Raw genomic sequence first — 14,911 nt, forward strand, 5'->3', positions numbered from 1 at the left:
TAGGAGGACCCTACAGCGAGAAGGGTGCCCCAATGGCCGACGCAACCGCAGAACTCGGAGAAGACCAGCAAAAAAAAGGGGGGCTGGGCCGTATCGGTTGGGCCGCCACGGTGATTCTGGCGCTGGTTCTGGGGGGCGGCGGTTTTTGGGCGGCCTATACGGGGATGCTAAGCAGCGGTGCCGCGGCGACTCCGGCGGCGGATCCGGCCGCCGGTCCAGCGGCGCCCACATTTCTCGAACTCGATCCGCTGACGATCACCGTCGGAGGGGAGGGCTCGATACGACAGCTGCGCTTCCGGGCTTTCCTGGAACTGAGCGCGGCGAACGGGGCCGACCTGGCTGCCTTGCAGCCGCGGATCCTCGACATCTTCGCGACCTATCTGCGGGCGCTCGACCTCCGGACGCTGGAGAACCCGGCGGCGCTGTTGCGGATTCGCGCGCAGCTGCTGCGCCGACTGCAATTGCTGACCGGACCCGACGCGGTCTCGGATCTGCTCATCGTGGATTTTGTGATCACATGACTATCCTGCCCCTTCTTTCCGACCTGCTTCTTCTGCTGGCGACCGGTGGCATCGGGGCCTATTGTTGGATGCTTTCAGGCCGCCTCCGCGCCCTCGACAAGCTGGAGGGCAAGCCCGCCGCCGCGCCAGAGGACGATGATGCGGTCCAGGCGCTCTCGGCGAGGGTCGCGGCATTGCAGACCGACCTCGCCCAAGCGCAGGAGCAGGCCGATGACAAGGCGGACCAGTTACGGGATGCGATCGCTGCCGCAGACGACCGCATCGGGCGGCTAGAGCTGTTGCTCGCAGGGATGGAAGACATCGAAGCCGATCTCGAGGCGCAGCTTGACACACCCGATCCCGAGCCACCCGAGATCGTCCCCACTTTTCGAGCGACCCGTCCCAAACCTGAGCGGAGTCTTGCCAGATGACGTCGTTGATCTCCCGCACACGCCGCCTGTTCTTTGCAGCCCTTCTGACGGTGCTCGCGCTTTCGGCGCTGGCCCGGATCGTCTCGGCCAGCATCGCGAGTATGCCGGATGGCACCGAAGCTACGCCCTCACCGCCCGCGCCCGCCGCGCTGCTTTGCCCCCCCTCTAGCGAGGTATCCGACCTGCTGCGCGCGATCGCGGTGCGCGACGCCGAGTTGGAGGAACGCGAGCGGCAGGTCGCCCTGCGTGAGCAGGATGCCCGCCTCGCCCGTCAGGAGATTCGGGCGTCCCTGGAAGAGATGGCCACCGCCCGCGCCGCGCTCGAAGCCCGGATGTTTGTCTCCGACAGCGCTTCGGAAGAGGACGTGGCCCGTCTCGTCACCGTCTATGAAGGGATGAAACCCAAGGACGCCGCCGCTCTGTTCGAGACCATGGATGCGGGTTTTGCGGCAGGTTTCCTGGGCCGGATGCGGCCCGACGCAGCGGCGGCCATCTTTTCCAGCCTCTCGCCCGAACAGGCCTATGCGCTGAGCGTCTGGATCGCGGGCCGCAATGCCAACGCCGCGCGGGAGGGCGAAGAATGATCGGCATCGTCGGCATCGTCTGCGTCTTCGTGCTGGTCTTCGGCGGCTATATGTGGGCCGGTGGCAAGATGGCGATCATCATCCACGCGCTGCCCCACGAGATGACAATGATCGGGGGCGCGGCGATCGGCGCCTTCCTGATCGCCAATAGCAGCTCCGAGATAAAGCAAGTGCTGCGCTCCGTCGGCAAGGCCTTCAAGGGACCGCACTGGAAGCCCGGCGACTATCGCGATCTGCTCTGCCTGCTCTATGCGCTGATGCGGCTGGGCCGGCAAAATCCCGTGGCCCTCGAAGAGCATATTGAGAACCCCGCCGAGTCCGAGATCTTCGCCGACTATCCGCGCATCCTCGCCGACAAGGAGGCGGTCGCGCTGATCTGCGACACCCTGCGCGCGGCCTCCCTGAACTACGACGATCCCCATCAGGTCGAGGAGGTGCTCGCCGCCCGGTTGGAGGAGAACCTGCATCACGCCAAGCATCCGAGCCACGCCTTGCAGACGGTCGCTGATGCGCTCCCGGCGCTGGGAATCGTGGCGGCGGTGCTGGGGGTCATCAAGACTATGGGTTCCATCGATCAGCCGCCGGAAGTGCTGGGCGGGCTGATCGGCGGCGCGCTGGTCGGCACATTCCTTGGGGTCTTCCTGTCCTATGGTCTGGTCGGTCCGATCTCGGTCCGGCTGGGGGCTGTAGCGGACCAGGACAGCCACTTCTACAGCCTCATCCAGGAGGTGCTGGTCGCGAATTTGCACAACCACGCCACCAATATCTGCATCGAGGTCGGGCGGCAGAACACGCCAACCCACTTCCGGCCGAGCTATTCGGACTTGGAGGACGCGCTAAAGCAAAGAAAAGCGGCATGACCCATGCTTGGGCCTCCGTGCTGGCGTTGTGCATGGCGCTCTTGGCGTTGCCTGCGGGCGCGCAGGACACGCCGGTGCGCTCCGGCGAACACGCGAACTTCACGCGACTCGTCTTCCCGGCCCAAACTGGGGCACGCTGGACGGAGAGCCGGGCTGGAAACCGCGTGACATTGGATTTCGGCAACCCGGAGCGCGAATTCGATACCAGCACGGTCTTTGATCGTATCCCGCGCTCGCGCTTGGCAGATATCGAGACCGGAGGCGGCCGGCTTAAGCTGGATCTAGCCTGCGATTGCGATGTAAACGTGTTTCAAATCCACTCGGGCCATGTGGTCGTCGACATCACCGCCGCGGACACGGATGCAACCCGCCCCCCCTCCGCCGAAACGGAGGCCGAGGTCGTATCGTTACCGCTGCGTTTGGCCTCGCTGCCGACCTTCCGACTGGAGCCGCACGAGACATCAGGGCAGGTGGCCGCCGCCGCCCCCCAGGCCAAGGTGTCCGAACCCGCCGTTTCCGCCCTGCCGGTGGGCTCGGCGCAGATCTCGATCCGGACCTTGGGGCGCAGACCGCTCCTCCCGTCTGAGGTCCCGAACGCCCCCGTCGAAATCGCCCGCACTGCCTGCGCCGAAGAAGATCGCGCCACGATCTTTCTGCAATCGGATCGGCAGGCAGCCCTCGGCGATCTGCCCAACCTGCACGCTGGCCTCGTCGACGACGTTGGCGTTCCGATCCCTTCCGCCTACGCCGCTTTGGCCAACGCCTATCTGACCTTGGGTTGGGGGGCCGAAGCCGGGCAAGTGCTTCGCATGGGGCCGCAAACGCCCGATGCAGCCTTGCTCACCATCGCCGACGCGCTCGACGGCCTGCCGGGGCTTGATGGTGAAGCCGCTGCGCTGGACGCGACCTGCGGGCCGGCGACGGCCGTGCTTGCGCTGCTCGCCGGCGTCGCCGACGCAGACTGGCGTAATGTCGATGAGACCGCCTTCGCACGTTTCGTGGATAGACTGCCCCGGGCAACCCGCGACGATCTCCTGCCCCGGCTCCGGCCCGCCTTACGGCGCCTGGGACGCGAGGATCTGCTCTTCCTCGATCCCCCTCCACGCGACCCTCCGACCGCGCATCTGCCCGTTGCGGCCGGCACCGATCTGGCGGCAATCGACGCCACGCTCGCCGCCCTGAGCGACGGGGCGGTCCCGGCGACGCCAGAAGCGCTCGCCAATGGCCTCGCTCTGCGCCGATCCGTTCCGAGCGGTCCGCTGCGCGACGATCTGGACGGCGCGTTGGCCCGTGCCCTCGTCCGCGCCGGGCATTTGACAGAGGCGGAAGAGGTGGTCGGCACGCGCGCCGACCTCGCGGAGGAGACGCTGGACTTCGCCCTGCGGGAATTGCCAGCGGAAGAGGCGGTTCTCGTCGCCATGCGCCTGCGCCCGGCCCTGCCGCCGGGCGGACCGGCCGCCCGCCGCGCGGGCGCTGCGCTCCAGGCTTTCGGGCTCACCCCCCTGCTGCGGAGCTTCGGCGCACCCGCGCCGCCTCCCGGTCCGGTTCCTGCCGCATTTGGCAGCCCGGAGGAACGGGCCTGGATCGAGCGGGACTTCACCGCCCTCGACCCGGACAGCAGGCGGGGCCAATTGGCCGACCTGCGGCAACGCCGTAATGCGTCCTCGGCGGACCTCGACGATTTCTCCCGCGCGACCGCCGCCATCGAAAGCAGCGCGGAGCTGTCCGCGGTTCTGCAACGCCTGATCGATGCCCCTGACTGACCGCGAGGAAACCCAGCGTTAACCCTGGGCCGGTAAGCCTCGATTGCGGGTACGCCCGCACCCCGCGTCCAGAAGGGACCCCGATGCGCTCGCTGTTCAGACCGACCGTCCTGATGGCCCTGGCCCTCATGGCGGTGATCCTGATGATGATCCTGCCGATGCCGTCCTGGGTGTTGGACATGGGGCTGGCCGTTTCTTTCGCGCTGGCGATCCTGATCTTCACCACGACGCTATTCATCGAGCGGCCACTCGACTTTTCCTCTTTCCCGACGATCCTGCTCGCGTCGCTGATGCTCCGGCTGTCGCTCAACGTGTCGTCGACCAAGCTGATCATCGGCGAGGGGCATACCGGCACGGACGCGGCCGGTCACGTGATCGAGGGCTTCGCCAACTTCGTCATGGGCGGCTCCATCGCGCTGGGCCTCGTGGTGTTCGGCGTCCTTTTGATCGTCAATTTCGTCGTCATCACCAAGGGCGCGACCCGGATGGCCGAGGTCGGCGCGCGATTCGCCCTTGACGGAATGCCGGGCAAGCAGCTGGCCATCGACAGCGACGTCGCCGCCGGCGCAATCGATCACGAAGAGGCCAAGCGCCGCCGTGAGACCGAACTTGCGGAGACGACCTTTTTCGGCTCGCTCGATGGCGCGTCGAAATTCGTTAAGGGCGACGCCATCGCGGGCCTGTTGATCACACTGCTGAACCTCGTCGTCGGGCTGAGCGCGGGCATGCTGATCCACGGCATGCCTCTGGGCCAGGCGGTGGAGGTCTATGCCATTCTGACGGTGGGCGACGGGCTGGTTAGCCAGATCCCGGCGGTCATCATCTCCATCGCCTCGGGCCTTCTGCTGGCGCGCGGCGGCGGCACCGGGGCGATCGACGCGGCCATCGCCGCACAGATTTTCCGGCACCCGGCGGCGCTGGCCGCCGTCGCCCTCATCATGACGGTCTTCGCCTTCGTCCCCGGCCTGCCCTTCGCGCCGTTCATGCTGGGCGCGCTCGTCCTCGCCGGCCTCGCTCTCTGGCGCCTGCGCGCGGACCGCCCCGCCCCCGCGGAGGAGGGGGAGCCCCCGGCGCACCCGCCGGACAAAGCGATCGGCGACATCCTCGACCTGGACGAGATCCGGGTGGAGTTCGCGCTCGACCTCGTCGACCTCGCCCTCGACCCGTCCAACGGGCTGGAGCGTCGCATCAGCGGCCTGCGCAACCATATCGCGGAGCGCTATGGCATCATCCTGCCCGAGATCCGGATGACGGACGAGGCCGGCCTGCCCTCGGGCACCTATGTAATCCGAATCCACGGGGTCGAGATGGCGCGCGACCGGCTGGAGCGCGGCCATGTCCTGGTACTGACCGGTGACGGCGCCCCCCCCGCCCTGCCCGGCCGCGACGTCAAGGAGCCGGTCTATGGCGCGCCCGCCCGCTGGGTGCCCGCCGACCAGGCCGACGCGATGGCGGGTCATACGAACGTGACCCCGACCGAGGTGCTGGCGACCCATCTGCTGGAGATCATCAAGTCGAACTTTCCGGCTCTTCTGGGCCTCAAGGAACTCCAGAAACTGCTCGACGCCTATGCCCGCGTCTCCTCCGAGGAAAAGGCCCTCGCCAATCGCCGCCTGCTGGAAGAGCTTATTCCCGGAAAGGTCAGCCATGACACGCTGCTCGCCGTCCTACGCCACCTGCTGGCGGAGCGGGTTTCGGTGCGCAATCTGCCGGTCATCCTGGAGACGATCGCCGCCCGCCGGGATATGGATGCGACCCCCGAGGACACGGCCGAGCATGTCCGCCACCGTCTCGCCGACCAGATCACCGCCGAACTCAAACGCCCGGACGGCACGGTGCCCCTGCTACAACTGGCCCCCGACTGGGAGGACGCCTTCGCCCGTCATCAGGTCGATGGGGGGGCCGGCGGGCGCGACATCGCGCTCCCGCCGGAGCTGTTCCAGAGGCTTGCCGCCAACATGGCCGACGGCATCGGCCGCGCGGCCGAGCAAGGCACCAACGCCGCCATCGTGACCACCGCCCGGCGCCGCCGCTTCGTGCAGGCGGTGCTGCAAACCCGGGGCCTGCCGAACCCTGTCATCTCCTACGAAGAGATCGGGTCGGTGGCCTTGCCGTCCATCGTGGGCTCGGTCGCAGCGTGACCGAGGCGCTGATCGAGCTGCATGACTTGGCGATGCCGCAAGCCCTTGCGTTCCTGGCGGTCTTTCTGCGGGTCGGCGCGATGATGCTGCTCCTGCCCGGCTTTGGCGACCGGATGATCCCGACTCGTATCCGGCTGGTCGTAGGCTTCGCCTTGGCGGTGGCGGCCACGCCAGTCATCGCCCCGCCCGGCGCGATCACCCCGGCCCTGATCGCATCCGAGGGCGCCATCGGCGTCGCTTTCGGCGCGGTCCTGCGCTGCGTGGCCCAGGCGCTCCTGATGGCGGGCACGATGGCGGCGCAATTGACCTCGCTCGCACAGCTTTTCGGCAATGTGGAGCCGTCCTCGGCCATCGGCAACACGCTGAACATCGCCGGGCTGTGCCTGATCATGGTGGCGGGGCTGCCGGTCTGGCTGGTCGAGATGATCGTGCGATCTTACGACGTGTTGCCAATGGGCGCCGTCATGCCCGGCAGCGACGTGGCGATCTGGGGCGTGTCCCGGCTGGCCCATGCCTTTGCCCTGGCTTTCGGGCTGGCCGCGCCCTTCGCGCTGGCGGCGCTCATCTACAACATGGCGATGGGCGTCATCAATCGCGCCATGCCGCAGCTGATGGTGGCGCTGGTCGGCGCGCCGGCCATCACCGGCGCCTCGGGCGTCGTGCTGCTGCTGGCGGCGCCTGTGATCCTGACCGCCTGGAAGGGGGAGATGCTGGCGGTCCTGGCCGACCCGATCTCGGGCGCGCTGCCATGAGCGGGGCCGACGACGGGGCCGAGCGCAGCCATGAGCCGACGCCCCAAAAGCTGCGGGAAGCGCGCAAGAAAGGCGAGATCGTCAAGTCGCAGGATGTGGGCGTCGCCGCTTCCTATCTGGGGGCCTTGCTGACGCTGGCCGTCGCCTCGGGCGCGGTCGCGCAATCGATGCTGGATCTCGGCGGCACGCTGCTCGAAGGGGCGGACCGCTGGTCGCGCCCACTGGCCGAGGGCGGGGCCGGCGCGTCCGGCGCCGTCCTGGCCGAGGCGCTGCGTCTCTGCGTCTGGCTGGTGGCCCCTGCCGCGCTGCTCGTGCTGGCCTCGCTCATCGCGCAGCAGGCGTTCGTGGTCGCGCCCTCAAAACTGGCGCCCAAGCTCTCCCGCATCAGCCCGCTCGCGAACGCCAAGAACAAGTTCGGCGCCAACGGTCTGTTCGAATTCGGGAAGTCGGCCCTTAAGATGACGATCTATAGCGGCCTCCTGGTCTGGTTCCTGGCCAAGCATGCCGACCAGATCGTCAGCGCGGCGGCCCTCGATCCGCGCAAGGTCGCGGGCCTCATCCCCTCGCTCACCGGCGCGTTCCTGATCGCCGTCATGATCGTCTCCGCGACAATTGCCGTGATCGACTATGCTTGGCAGCGCCACAGCCATCTCGCCAAGAACCGGATGACCCGGCAGGAGGTTCTGGACGAGATGAAGCAGTCTGAGGGCGATCCGCACCTCAAGGCCCGCCGGCAGGAGCGCGCGCGCGAATTGGCGACCAACAAGATGCTCAAGGACGTTCCCGACGCGGCCGTGATCGTCGTGAACCCGACGCATTACGCCGTCGCACTGAAATGGTCGCCGACCGATCCCACGCCGCCGGTTGTCGTCGCCAAAGGTGTGGACGAGATCGCGGCCCGCATCCGCGAGATCGCGGCGGCGCATGACATCCCCATCCACCGCGACCCGGCAACGGCGCGGGCGCTGCATGCCGGGGTCAAGCTGGGCGACCCGATCGACCGGGTCCATTTCGCGGCGGTCGCCGCCGCCATCCGGTTCGCGCAAGAGATGCGGGAGAAAGCGCGGGGACGGGGGTGAAGACCTCAGAACTCCAGCAACTTGCACAGCTGGCGGCCTTGCGCAGCGCGCGCTCGGCCGCGCGGCTAGCGCCGCGCCAAGCGAAGGTGGACGCGCTGCGCGCTCAGGTGAGCCAACTCCGGGATGCGCCCCGCGCCGAGGTCACGGACGTGGCTCAAGCGATCGTCCAGGACAAGCACGACATCTGGCGCGCCGATCGGCTCCGCCGCCTCTCGATGGACCTCGCCCTGGCCGAAGCCGCCGCACAACCGCTGCGCGAGGCACATGCGCGCGACCGCGCCCGCGAGGCCGTGATCGCGCGGCTCAGGCCGCGGCGGCGCTGACCCGGCGCTCGATCGCCTCCCAGATCAGGGCGCTGGCATTGGTGCCGTCGAAGCGCTCCAACTCCTGCAGGCCGGTGGGCGAGGTCAGGTTGATCTCGGTCAGATAGTCGCCGATCACGTCGATGCCTACGAAGACCTGCCCGCGCTCGCGCAGACGGGCACCGATCCGCGCGCAGATTTCCCGGTCCCGGTCGGTCAACCCGATCGGCTCGGGCCGCCCTCCGACATGCAGGTTGGACCGTGTCTCTCCCTCAGCCGGCACGCGGTTGATGGCGCCGACAGGCTCCCCGTCCACCAGGATGATGCGCTTGTCGCCCTTGGAGACGGCGGGTAGGAATTTCTGCACTACGAGGGGCTCGCGATTGATGCCCGTGAACAGCTCGTGCAGCGAGTTGATGTTCCGATCCTCCGGCGTCAGCCGAAACACCCCTGCGCCCCCGTTCCCGAAAAGCGGTTTGAGGATGATGTCGCCATGGCGCCGCTTGAATTCCTTGAGCATGTCGAGGTCGCGGGCGATGGCGGTCGGGGGCGTCAGGTCGGGAAAGTCCAGGACCATCAGCTTTTCGGGCCAGTTGCGCACCCAAGTCGGATCGTTGACGACCAGCACACCCGGGGTGAGCCGGTCCAGAAGGTGCGTCGTCGTGATATATCCCATGTCGAAGGGCGGATCCTGGCGCAGCCAGATCACGTCGAACTCCGACAGGTCGACCTCGCGCATCCCGCCCAGCGTGGCGTGGTTGCCCCGCTCGCGCCGCACCTCCAGGTCGCATCCACGAGCGACGATGCGGTCCTCGACATAGGCGATCTTGTCGGGTTTGTAGATGAACAGCGAATGCCCCCGCGCCTGCGCCTCGAGGGCGAGGCGGAAGGAGCTGTCGGCGTCGATATCGACGCCCTCGATCGGGTCCATCTGGAAGGCGACCTTGAGCGGGGTCGAAGCGGGCATGGGAACCTCCGGCGAAACACGTCCACAAGAGCCATGCCTCAAGGCCCGCCCGGGGGCAATGTGCGCCCGTGCAGCCCGCTCAGGCGGCGAGCGCGTTCTCGATCACCTCGATCCGGCCAGTGCCGTCGACCAAGGCCAAATCGAAGCGCACCTCGGACAGCTGGCCATCGGGCAGGCTTCCCATGTATTCGGCGGCGCAGTCGAACAGGCGCGCGATTTGTCGCGCGCCCAGGCGCATGGCGGCCTCGGCATGGGTCGGCCCCCGCTTGACCTCGACGAAGACGGTGCGCGCGCCGTCCTGGAGGATGACATCGATCTCCCCGCCCACGCCGCGCCATCGGCGGGCGGCGATGACATGGCCCGACCGCTCGTAGTAGCGCGAGACCTGATCCTCGGCGACGCGGCCGGCCTGGTAGGCCGTGGCGCCCCGTCGCTTGCGCATATCGCTCATCCGCCGTCCCTCATCCGCAAGGCCATCTCATAGACGAGGTTACGCGCGACGCCGGCCCGCTGGGAAACGTCTTTTACAGCGGATTTTAGCGACATGGTCTCCAGGGCGTCCCGCAACATGTTCTCTACCGTGCCTTGGTCGGTCTCCGCCGGGGCGGCGCGGTCGATCAGGACGACGATTTCGCCCCGCGGCGGCTCTCCGGCGAAGCGGTCGGCCAGTTCGGGCAGGGTGCCTTCGACCACCTCCTCGAACCGTTTCGTCAGCTCCCGGCAGACAGCGGCGCGGCGGTCGCCGAACAGCTCGGCGGCGTCGGCCAGGAGCGCGCCGAGACGGCGGGGCGCCTCGTAGAGAACCAGCGTCCCCGGCGCCGCTGCGAGCTCCGACAGGGCCGCGCGGCGGGCGGCGCGCTTGGGCGGCAGGAAGCCCGCGAAGGTGAAACGGTCGGTGGGCAAGCCCCCCACGCAGAGCGCCGTCAGGACCGCCGAGGCGCCGGGGGCGGCGCGCACCGGCACGCCCGCCGCCCGAGCGGCGGCGCCCAGTTGAAAGCCGGGATCGGCGATCAGCGGCGTCCCCGCCTCGGACGCATAGGCGACCGAGCGCCCCTCCCGCAGGGCAGCCAGCAGGCGGGGCCGGACCCGTTCGCCGTTATGGTCGTGATAGGGGATGAGCGGACGCTCGCCGAGCGGCACGCCATGGATCTCCATCAGGCGGCGCAGCGAGCGCGTGTCCTCCGCGGCCACGATGTCGGCCCCGCGCAACAGGTCCAGCGCGTGCAGCGTGATGTCCCGCGCCGCCCCGATGGGCACCGCCACGAGGTACAATCCCGGCTCGATCCCGCTCTCCTCCGCCATCAGCGCTCCCTCCCGGCCATCCGCCGTTTACTCCGCCTGCCCCCCGCCTTAGGGTCCACATGGACATCGACGATCCCCGTGCGGCACAACATCCGGAGGCCAAGTCCATGACCACCCTGACATCAGGCACAGCAGGCGCGCGATGCGTCTCATTCCTGCGCCGGGCGCGCAAGGCCGCCGGTCTGGTCCTGGCCGCGGGCGTGCTTGCGGCCTGTCAGGTCGCGGCCCCCGTTGCGGGCGACGGCGGCGAGGGCGTGCGCCGCAGCGGCCCGACGCAGGTCGCCCTTCTGGTGCCCTACGGATCGGCGCGGGAGACCGACACGCAGGTCGCCCGCAGCCTGGAGAACGCCGCCCGCCTCGCCGCCGCCGATCTGGGCGGCGCGGTCGAGGTTAACGTCTATCCCACCCAGGGCACGGCCAGCGGGGCGCAGACCGCCACGCAGCAGGCGATCGCCGCGGGCGCGCAGGTGGTCCTCGGCCCGCTCTACGCCGACAACGCCGCCGCCGCGGGCGTGGCCGCATCGACCTCGGGCGTTCCGGTGCTCAGCTTCTCCAACAACATCTCAGTCGCCGGCGGCAATGTCTGGGTCCTGGGCAACACGTTCGACAATGTCGCCCAGCGCCTGCTGACCTTCGCGGCCAGCCAGGGGCGCAACCGGGTTCTGGTAACCCATAACGACGGCCAAGCCGGCCGGATCGCCGCCGAGGCCATCGCGCGCGCGGCCCCGGGGACCGGCGCGCAGATCACCGGCAACATCGCCTATCCGCTGAGCCAGGCGGGGATCCAGGCCGCCGTGCCCACCATCGCGCGGCAGGTCGGCGCGACCGGCTCCAACGCGGTCTTTCTGACGGGCAACACCGCGGGCGACCTGCCGGTCATCGCGCAGCTTCTGACCGAGGCGGGTGTGGGCGGCGAGCAGGTGCGCTATCTCGGCCTGACCCGCTGGGACATTCCCTTCGACGCGCGCACCCTGCCGGCGCTGCAAGGGGGTTATTTCACCCTGCCCGACCCGGCCCCGGCCCAGCAGTTCGAGGCGCGCTATCGCGGCGCCTACGCCGCGGCGCCGCATCCGCTGGCGGGGCTGGCCTATGACGGGATGGCCGCGATCGGCGCGATTTCCCGCCGGGGCGACACGGTCGGTCGGACCACGCTGACGGCGCCCTCTGGCTTCGCGGGCGTGGGCGGGGTATTCCGTCTCCTGCCCGATGGGTCGATCCAGCGCAGCCTGGCCGTCGCGCAGATCGTAAACCGTCAAATCCAGGTGGTGTCCCCTGCCCCGAACCGCTTCGGCCCCCGCTCCTGAGCCGCTCCTCCGAGCGGCTCCGCCCGCCCCGGAAAAGGTCGCTCTGATCGCGGCGCCGGAGGCGATCTTCGACCGGGAGACCGCTATGCCGGCCCTGTCGGAGGCGGTGCGCGCCGCCCCCGACAAGCTTTCGGCCCGCCGCGCCGCCGTCGAGATCCTCCGCGGCGCCCGCGACGCGGGCCGCGCGGCCATCGCCTCGGGCTTCGCCCAGGATCCGACCCGCGCCCGGCGCGTGACCCATAGCTACGCCTATCTGACCGACCGGATCATCCAGGCCGTCTGGCATGTCGCCATCACCCATCTGCATCCTTGCCCCAACCCCACGCGGGGGGAGCGCTTCGCGATCATCGCCGTGGGCGGCTATGGTCGCGGCGAGATGGCGCCCTATTCGGATGTCGATCTGCTGTTCCTGACCCCGTCCAAGGTCACGCCCTGGGTCGAGAGCGTGGTCGAGACGATGCTCTACATCCTCTGGGATCTGAAGCTGAAAGTCGGCCATGCCACCCGAACCGTGCGGGATTGCATCCGCCTCGCCGGCGACGACATGACCATCCGCACCGCCCTGTTGGAGCAGCGCCCGATCTGCGGCGATGCCGGATTGGCGCAGACCTTGCAGGACAGGCTCTGGGACCAGCTTTTCGTCGGCACCGTGCCGGAATTCATCGAAGCGAAGCTCGCGGAGCGGGCCGAGCGACATCAGAAGCAAGGCGGCCAGCGCTATCTGCTGGAGCCGAACGTCAAGGAGGCCAAGGGCGGGCTCCGCGACCTCCAGACCCTCTACTGGATCGCCAAGTATCGCTATGGCGTGGCCGAGACCGCCGACCTGGTGTCGCTAGGCGTCTTCACCGCCGAGGAATTCGCGGCCTTCGAGGCGGCGGAGCGGTTCCTGTGGTGCGTGCGGTGCCACCTGCACCTGATCTCGGGCCGGGCCGCCGACATGCTGACCTTCGACATGCAGGTCGAGGTGGCGGCGCGCATGGGCTATTCCGACCATGCCGGGCGGCGGGCGGTCGAGCATTTCATGCAGGCCTATTTCCGTCACGCCACCAAGGTGGGCGAGCTGACACGCATCCTGCTGACCGCGCTGGAGGCGGATAACACCAAGTCGGAGCCCGCCCTGCTGGGCCTCTTCAAGCGCCGCCGCAAGGTCAAGCCGCCCTACCAGGTCCGCCAGGGCCGTCTGGACGTCGAGGACGAGACCGCGTTCCTGTCCGACAAGCTGAACCTGCTGCGCATCTTCGAGGAGGCGCTGCGGACCGGCCTTCTCCTGCATCCCCATTCGATGCGGCTGCTGTCGGCCAACAAGCATCTGATCGATCGGGACATGCGCGAGAATCGCGAGGCGGCGAAGCTTTTCCTCAACCTGCTTCTGCGCCACGGCAACCCGGAGCGGGCGCTGCGACGGATGAACGAGCTGGAGATCCTCTCGGCCTTCATCCCCGAATTCGCCCCCATCGTCGCGATGATGCAGTTCAATATGTATCACTCCTACACGGTGGACGAGCACACGATTCAGGTGATCTCCAACCTCTCCCAGATCGAGCGCGGCGAATTGGAGGAGAGCCTTCCGCTCTCGTCCGAGATCCTGGCCCGAGGGGTGAACCGGCGGGTGCTCTATGTGGCGCTGCTGCTGCACGATATCGGCAAAGGCCGGCCCGAGGATCATTCGATCCTCGGCGCACGCATCGCCCGCACGGTCGCCCCGCGGCTGGGGCTGAAGCCCAAAGAATGCGAGACGATCGAATGGCTGGTGCGCCATCACCTGCTGATGTCGGACATGAGCCAGAAGCGCGACATCTCCGACCCCCGGACGATCCGCGACTTCGCCAAGGCGGTGAAGACCCGCGAGCGGCTGGACCTGCTGACCGTCCTGACCGTCTGCGACATTCGCGGGGTCGGGCCTTACGTCTGGAACAACTGGAAGGCGCAGATGCTGCGCGCACTGCACCGCGCCACGGCTTCCGCGCTGGAGAACGGGCTGGAGGACGTCAACCGCGAGACCCGGGAGGCCCGCGCCAAGCAGCTGTTCCGCGAGGCGGTGGACTGGCCCGAGGCCGAGCTGCGCGCCGAGATCGGCCGTCATTACGGCCCCTACTGGCAGGGCATCCCGACCGCAGCGCAGGTCCGCTTCGCGCATCTTCTCAAGGACTTGCCCGATGGCGAGGTCCGGGTCGAACTGGAAGCCGACGAAGATCGCGACGCGACCCGCGCGCTGATGGCCTGTCAGGATCACCCGGGCGTTTTCTCGCGGCTAGCCGGCGCCGTGAGCCTGGTCGGCGCCAATATCGTCGACGCCCGCAGCTACACCTCCAAGGACGGCTATGCCGTGACCGTCTACTGGCTCCAGGACGCGGAGGGCCATCCCTACGAAGCCGCGCGCCTGCCGCGCCTGCGCAGCATGATCGAGCGGACGCTGCGCGGCGAGGTCGTCACCCGCACCGCGCTGGAAGGGCGCGAGATCAAGAAGCGCGAGCGCAAGTTCTCGATGCCGACCAATATCAGCTTCGACAACGAGGGCTCCGACATCTACACCCTGATCGAGGTGGATACCCGCGACCGCCCGGGCCTGCTCTACGACCTGACCCAGGCACTGGCCGCGGCCAACATCCAGATCAGCCAGGCGGTGGTCGCGACCTATGGGGCGCAGGTGGTCGACGTATTCTACGTCAAGGATATCTTCGGCCTGAAGCTCTGGTCCAAGTCCAAACAGGACACCCTGGAAAAGAAGCTCCGCGCCGCCATCACGCGCGCGGCGGAGCGGGCGGGGGCATAGGCTCGGGGTTGTCCCCCGCCCCCGCGATGCCCGTCGCCGCCAGATCCCGGGGGCGGGCCACGCAGGGCTTAGATCGCGCAAGTCACGGGAATCCAGGGACCGCCGCATTCGGTGCTGATAACCAGGTCGGCCAAGAGCGCATCCGCCGAGATC

General features: G+C 68.5%; 14 protein-coding genes. 11 read left to right on the forward strand and 3 right to left on the reverse strand.

Annotated elements, in window-relative coordinates; translation table 11 throughout:
- Positions 1-32 precede the first annotated feature (32 nt).
- The 9 genes from DTQ71_RS13585 (at position 33) to DTQ71_RS13625 (ending at position 8,433) form a co-directional block, all read left to right on the forward strand.
- Positions 33-521: a flagellar basal body-associated FliL family protein gene (locus DTQ71_RS13585; RefSeq protein ID WP_109564848.1), complete on the forward strand. Its 489-nt coding sequence runs from the start codon at positions 33-35 to the stop codon at positions 519-521.
- On the forward strand, positions 518-931 hold the full coding sequence (locus DTQ71_RS13590; RefSeq protein ID WP_109564849.1) for a hypothetical protein: 414 nt from the start codon (positions 518-520) through the stop codon (positions 929-931). Before DTQ71_RS13585 ends, DTQ71_RS13590 begins: the two co-directional genes overlap by 4 nt.
- Positions 928-1,515, forward strand: coding sequence for a MotE family protein (locus DTQ71_RS13595; RefSeq protein ID WP_109564850.1), 588 nt, complete (start codon positions 928-930; stop codon positions 1,513-1,515). The genes DTQ71_RS13590 and DTQ71_RS13595 overlap by 4 nt, the downstream gene beginning before the upstream one ends.
- Positions 1,512-2,375 carry a flagellar motor stator protein MotA gene (gene motA, locus DTQ71_RS13600; protein WP_109564851.1) on the forward strand — a complete coding sequence of 288 codons (864 nt, stop codon included), beginning with the start codon at positions 1,512-1,514 and terminating at the stop codon, positions 2,373-2,375. The genes DTQ71_RS13595 and motA overlap by 4 nt, the downstream gene beginning before the upstream one ends.
- On the forward strand, positions 2,372-4,138 hold the full coding sequence (locus tag DTQ71_RS13605; RefSeq protein ID WP_109564852.1) for a hypothetical protein: 1,767 nt from the start codon (positions 2,372-2,374) through the stop codon (positions 4,136-4,138). Before motA ends, DTQ71_RS13605 begins: the two co-directional genes overlap by 4 nt.
- An 83-nt stretch (positions 4,139-4,221) precedes the next feature.
- The gene (locus tag DTQ71_RS13610; protein WP_109564853.1) at positions 4,222-6,279 is read left to right on the forward strand and encodes a flagellar biosynthesis protein FlhA; all 2,058 of its coding nucleotides are present in this window, start codon (positions 4,222-4,224) and stop codon (positions 6,277-6,279) included.
- A complete protein-coding gene (locus tag DTQ71_RS13615; protein WP_245947526.1) occupies positions 6,276-7,031 on the forward strand; it encodes a flagellar biosynthetic protein FliR in 756 nt (251 codons plus the stop codon). Before DTQ71_RS13610 ends, DTQ71_RS13615 begins: the two co-directional genes overlap by 4 nt.
- Complete coding sequence (locus DTQ71_RS13620) at positions 7,028-8,110, forward strand: EscU/YscU/HrcU family type III secretion system export apparatus switch protein (RefSeq protein WP_109564854.1); 1,083 nt, start codon at positions 7,028-7,030, stop codon at positions 8,108-8,110. The genes DTQ71_RS13615 and DTQ71_RS13620 overlap by 4 nt, the downstream gene beginning before the upstream one ends.
- Positions 8,107-8,433 (forward strand): hypothetical protein, encoded by a 327-nt coding sequence (locus tag DTQ71_RS13625; RefSeq protein ID WP_109564855.1) that lies wholly within the window; start codon positions 8,107-8,109, stop codon positions 8,431-8,433. The genes DTQ71_RS13620 and DTQ71_RS13625 overlap by 4 nt, the downstream gene beginning before the upstream one ends.
- Here DTQ71_RS13625 and gshB read toward each other — a convergent pair.
- The 3 genes from gshB to rsmI all read right to left on the reverse strand — a co-directional run bounded on the left by gshB (position 8,414) and on the right by rsmI (position 10,681).
- Positions 8,414-9,379 carry a glutathione synthase gene (gshB, locus tag DTQ71_RS13630; RefSeq protein ID WP_109564856.1) on the reverse strand — a complete coding sequence of 322 codons (966 nt, stop codon included), beginning with the start codon at positions 9,377-9,379 and terminating at the stop codon, positions 8,414-8,416. The genes DTQ71_RS13625 and gshB overlap by 20 nt on opposite strands.
- 79 nt (positions 9,380-9,458) lie before the next feature.
- The gene (locus DTQ71_RS13635; protein WP_109564857.1) at positions 9,459-9,830 is read right to left on the reverse strand and encodes a YraN family protein; all 372 of its coding nucleotides are present in this window, start codon (positions 9,828-9,830) and stop codon (positions 9,459-9,461) included.
- Positions 9,827-10,681, reverse strand: a complete 855-nt coding sequence (gene rsmI, locus DTQ71_RS13640; RefSeq protein WP_109564858.1) for a 16S rRNA (cytidine(1402)-2'-O)-methyltransferase — start codon at positions 10,679-10,681, stop codon at positions 9,827-9,829. The genes DTQ71_RS13635 and rsmI overlap by 4 nt, the downstream gene beginning before the upstream one ends.
- Before the next feature lie 107 nt (positions 10,682-10,788).
- Here rsmI and DTQ71_RS13645 point away from each other — a divergent pair, with 107 nt between their 5' ends.
- A complete protein-coding gene (locus tag DTQ71_RS13645) occupies positions 10,789-11,985 on the forward strand; it encodes a penicillin-binding protein activator (RefSeq protein ID WP_109564859.1) in 1,197 nt (398 codons plus the stop codon).
- Positions 11,954-14,758, forward strand: a complete 2,805-nt coding sequence (locus DTQ71_RS13650) for a [protein-PII] uridylyltransferase (protein ID WP_109564860.1) — start codon at positions 11,954-11,956, stop codon at positions 14,756-14,758. Before DTQ71_RS13645 ends, DTQ71_RS13650 begins: the two co-directional genes overlap by 32 nt.
- Positions 14,759-14,911: the final 153 nt, after the last annotated feature.

It is taken from the genome of Jannaschia seohaensis (assembly GCF_900116765.1).
Classification (GTDB): Bacteria; Pseudomonadota; Alphaproteobacteria; order Rhodobacterales; family Rhodobacteraceae; genus Jannaschia; species Jannaschia seohaensis.

Bases quoted from the DNA above. Each gene is read 5' to 3' on its own strand.
- DTQ71_RS13585 (WP_109564848.1), top strand. From the start codon at position 33: ATGGCCGACGCAACCGCAGAACTCGGAGAAGACCAGCAAAAAAAAGGG.
- DTQ71_RS13590 (WP_109564849.1), top strand. From the start codon at position 518: ATGACTATCCTGCCCCTTCTTTCCGACCTGCTTCTTCTGCTGGCGACC.
- DTQ71_RS13595 (WP_109564850.1), top strand. From the start codon at position 928: ATGACGTCGTTGATCTCCCGCACACGCCGCCTGTTCTTTGCAGCCCTT.
- motA (WP_109564851.1), top strand. From the start codon at position 1,512: ATGATCGGCATCGTCGGCATCGTCTGCGTCTTCGTGCTGGTCTTCGGC.
- DTQ71_RS13605 (WP_109564852.1), top strand. From the start codon at position 2,372: ATGACCCATGCTTGGGCCTCCGTGCTGGCGTTGTGCATGGCGCTCTTG.
- DTQ71_RS13610 (WP_109564853.1), top strand. From the start codon at position 4,222: ATGCGCTCGCTGTTCAGACCGACCGTCCTGATGGCCCTGGCCCTCATG.
- DTQ71_RS13620 (WP_109564854.1), top strand. From the start codon at position 7,028: ATGAGCGGGGCCGACGACGGGGCCGAGCGCAGCCATGAGCCGACGCCC.
- gshB (WP_109564856.1), bottom strand. From the start codon at position 9,379: ATGCCCGCTTCGACCCCGCTCAAGGTCGCCTTCCAGATGGACCCGATC.
- DTQ71_RS13635 (WP_109564857.1), bottom strand. From the start codon at position 9,830: ATGAGCGATATGCGCAAGCGACGGGGCGCCACGGCCTACCAGGCCGGC.
- rsmI (WP_109564858.1), bottom strand. From the start codon at position 10,681: ATGGCGGAGGAGAGCGGGATCGAGCCGGGATTGTACCTCGTGGCGGTG.
- DTQ71_RS13645 (WP_109564859.1), top strand. From the start codon at position 10,789: ATGACCACCCTGACATCAGGCACAGCAGGCGCGCGATGCGTCTCATTC.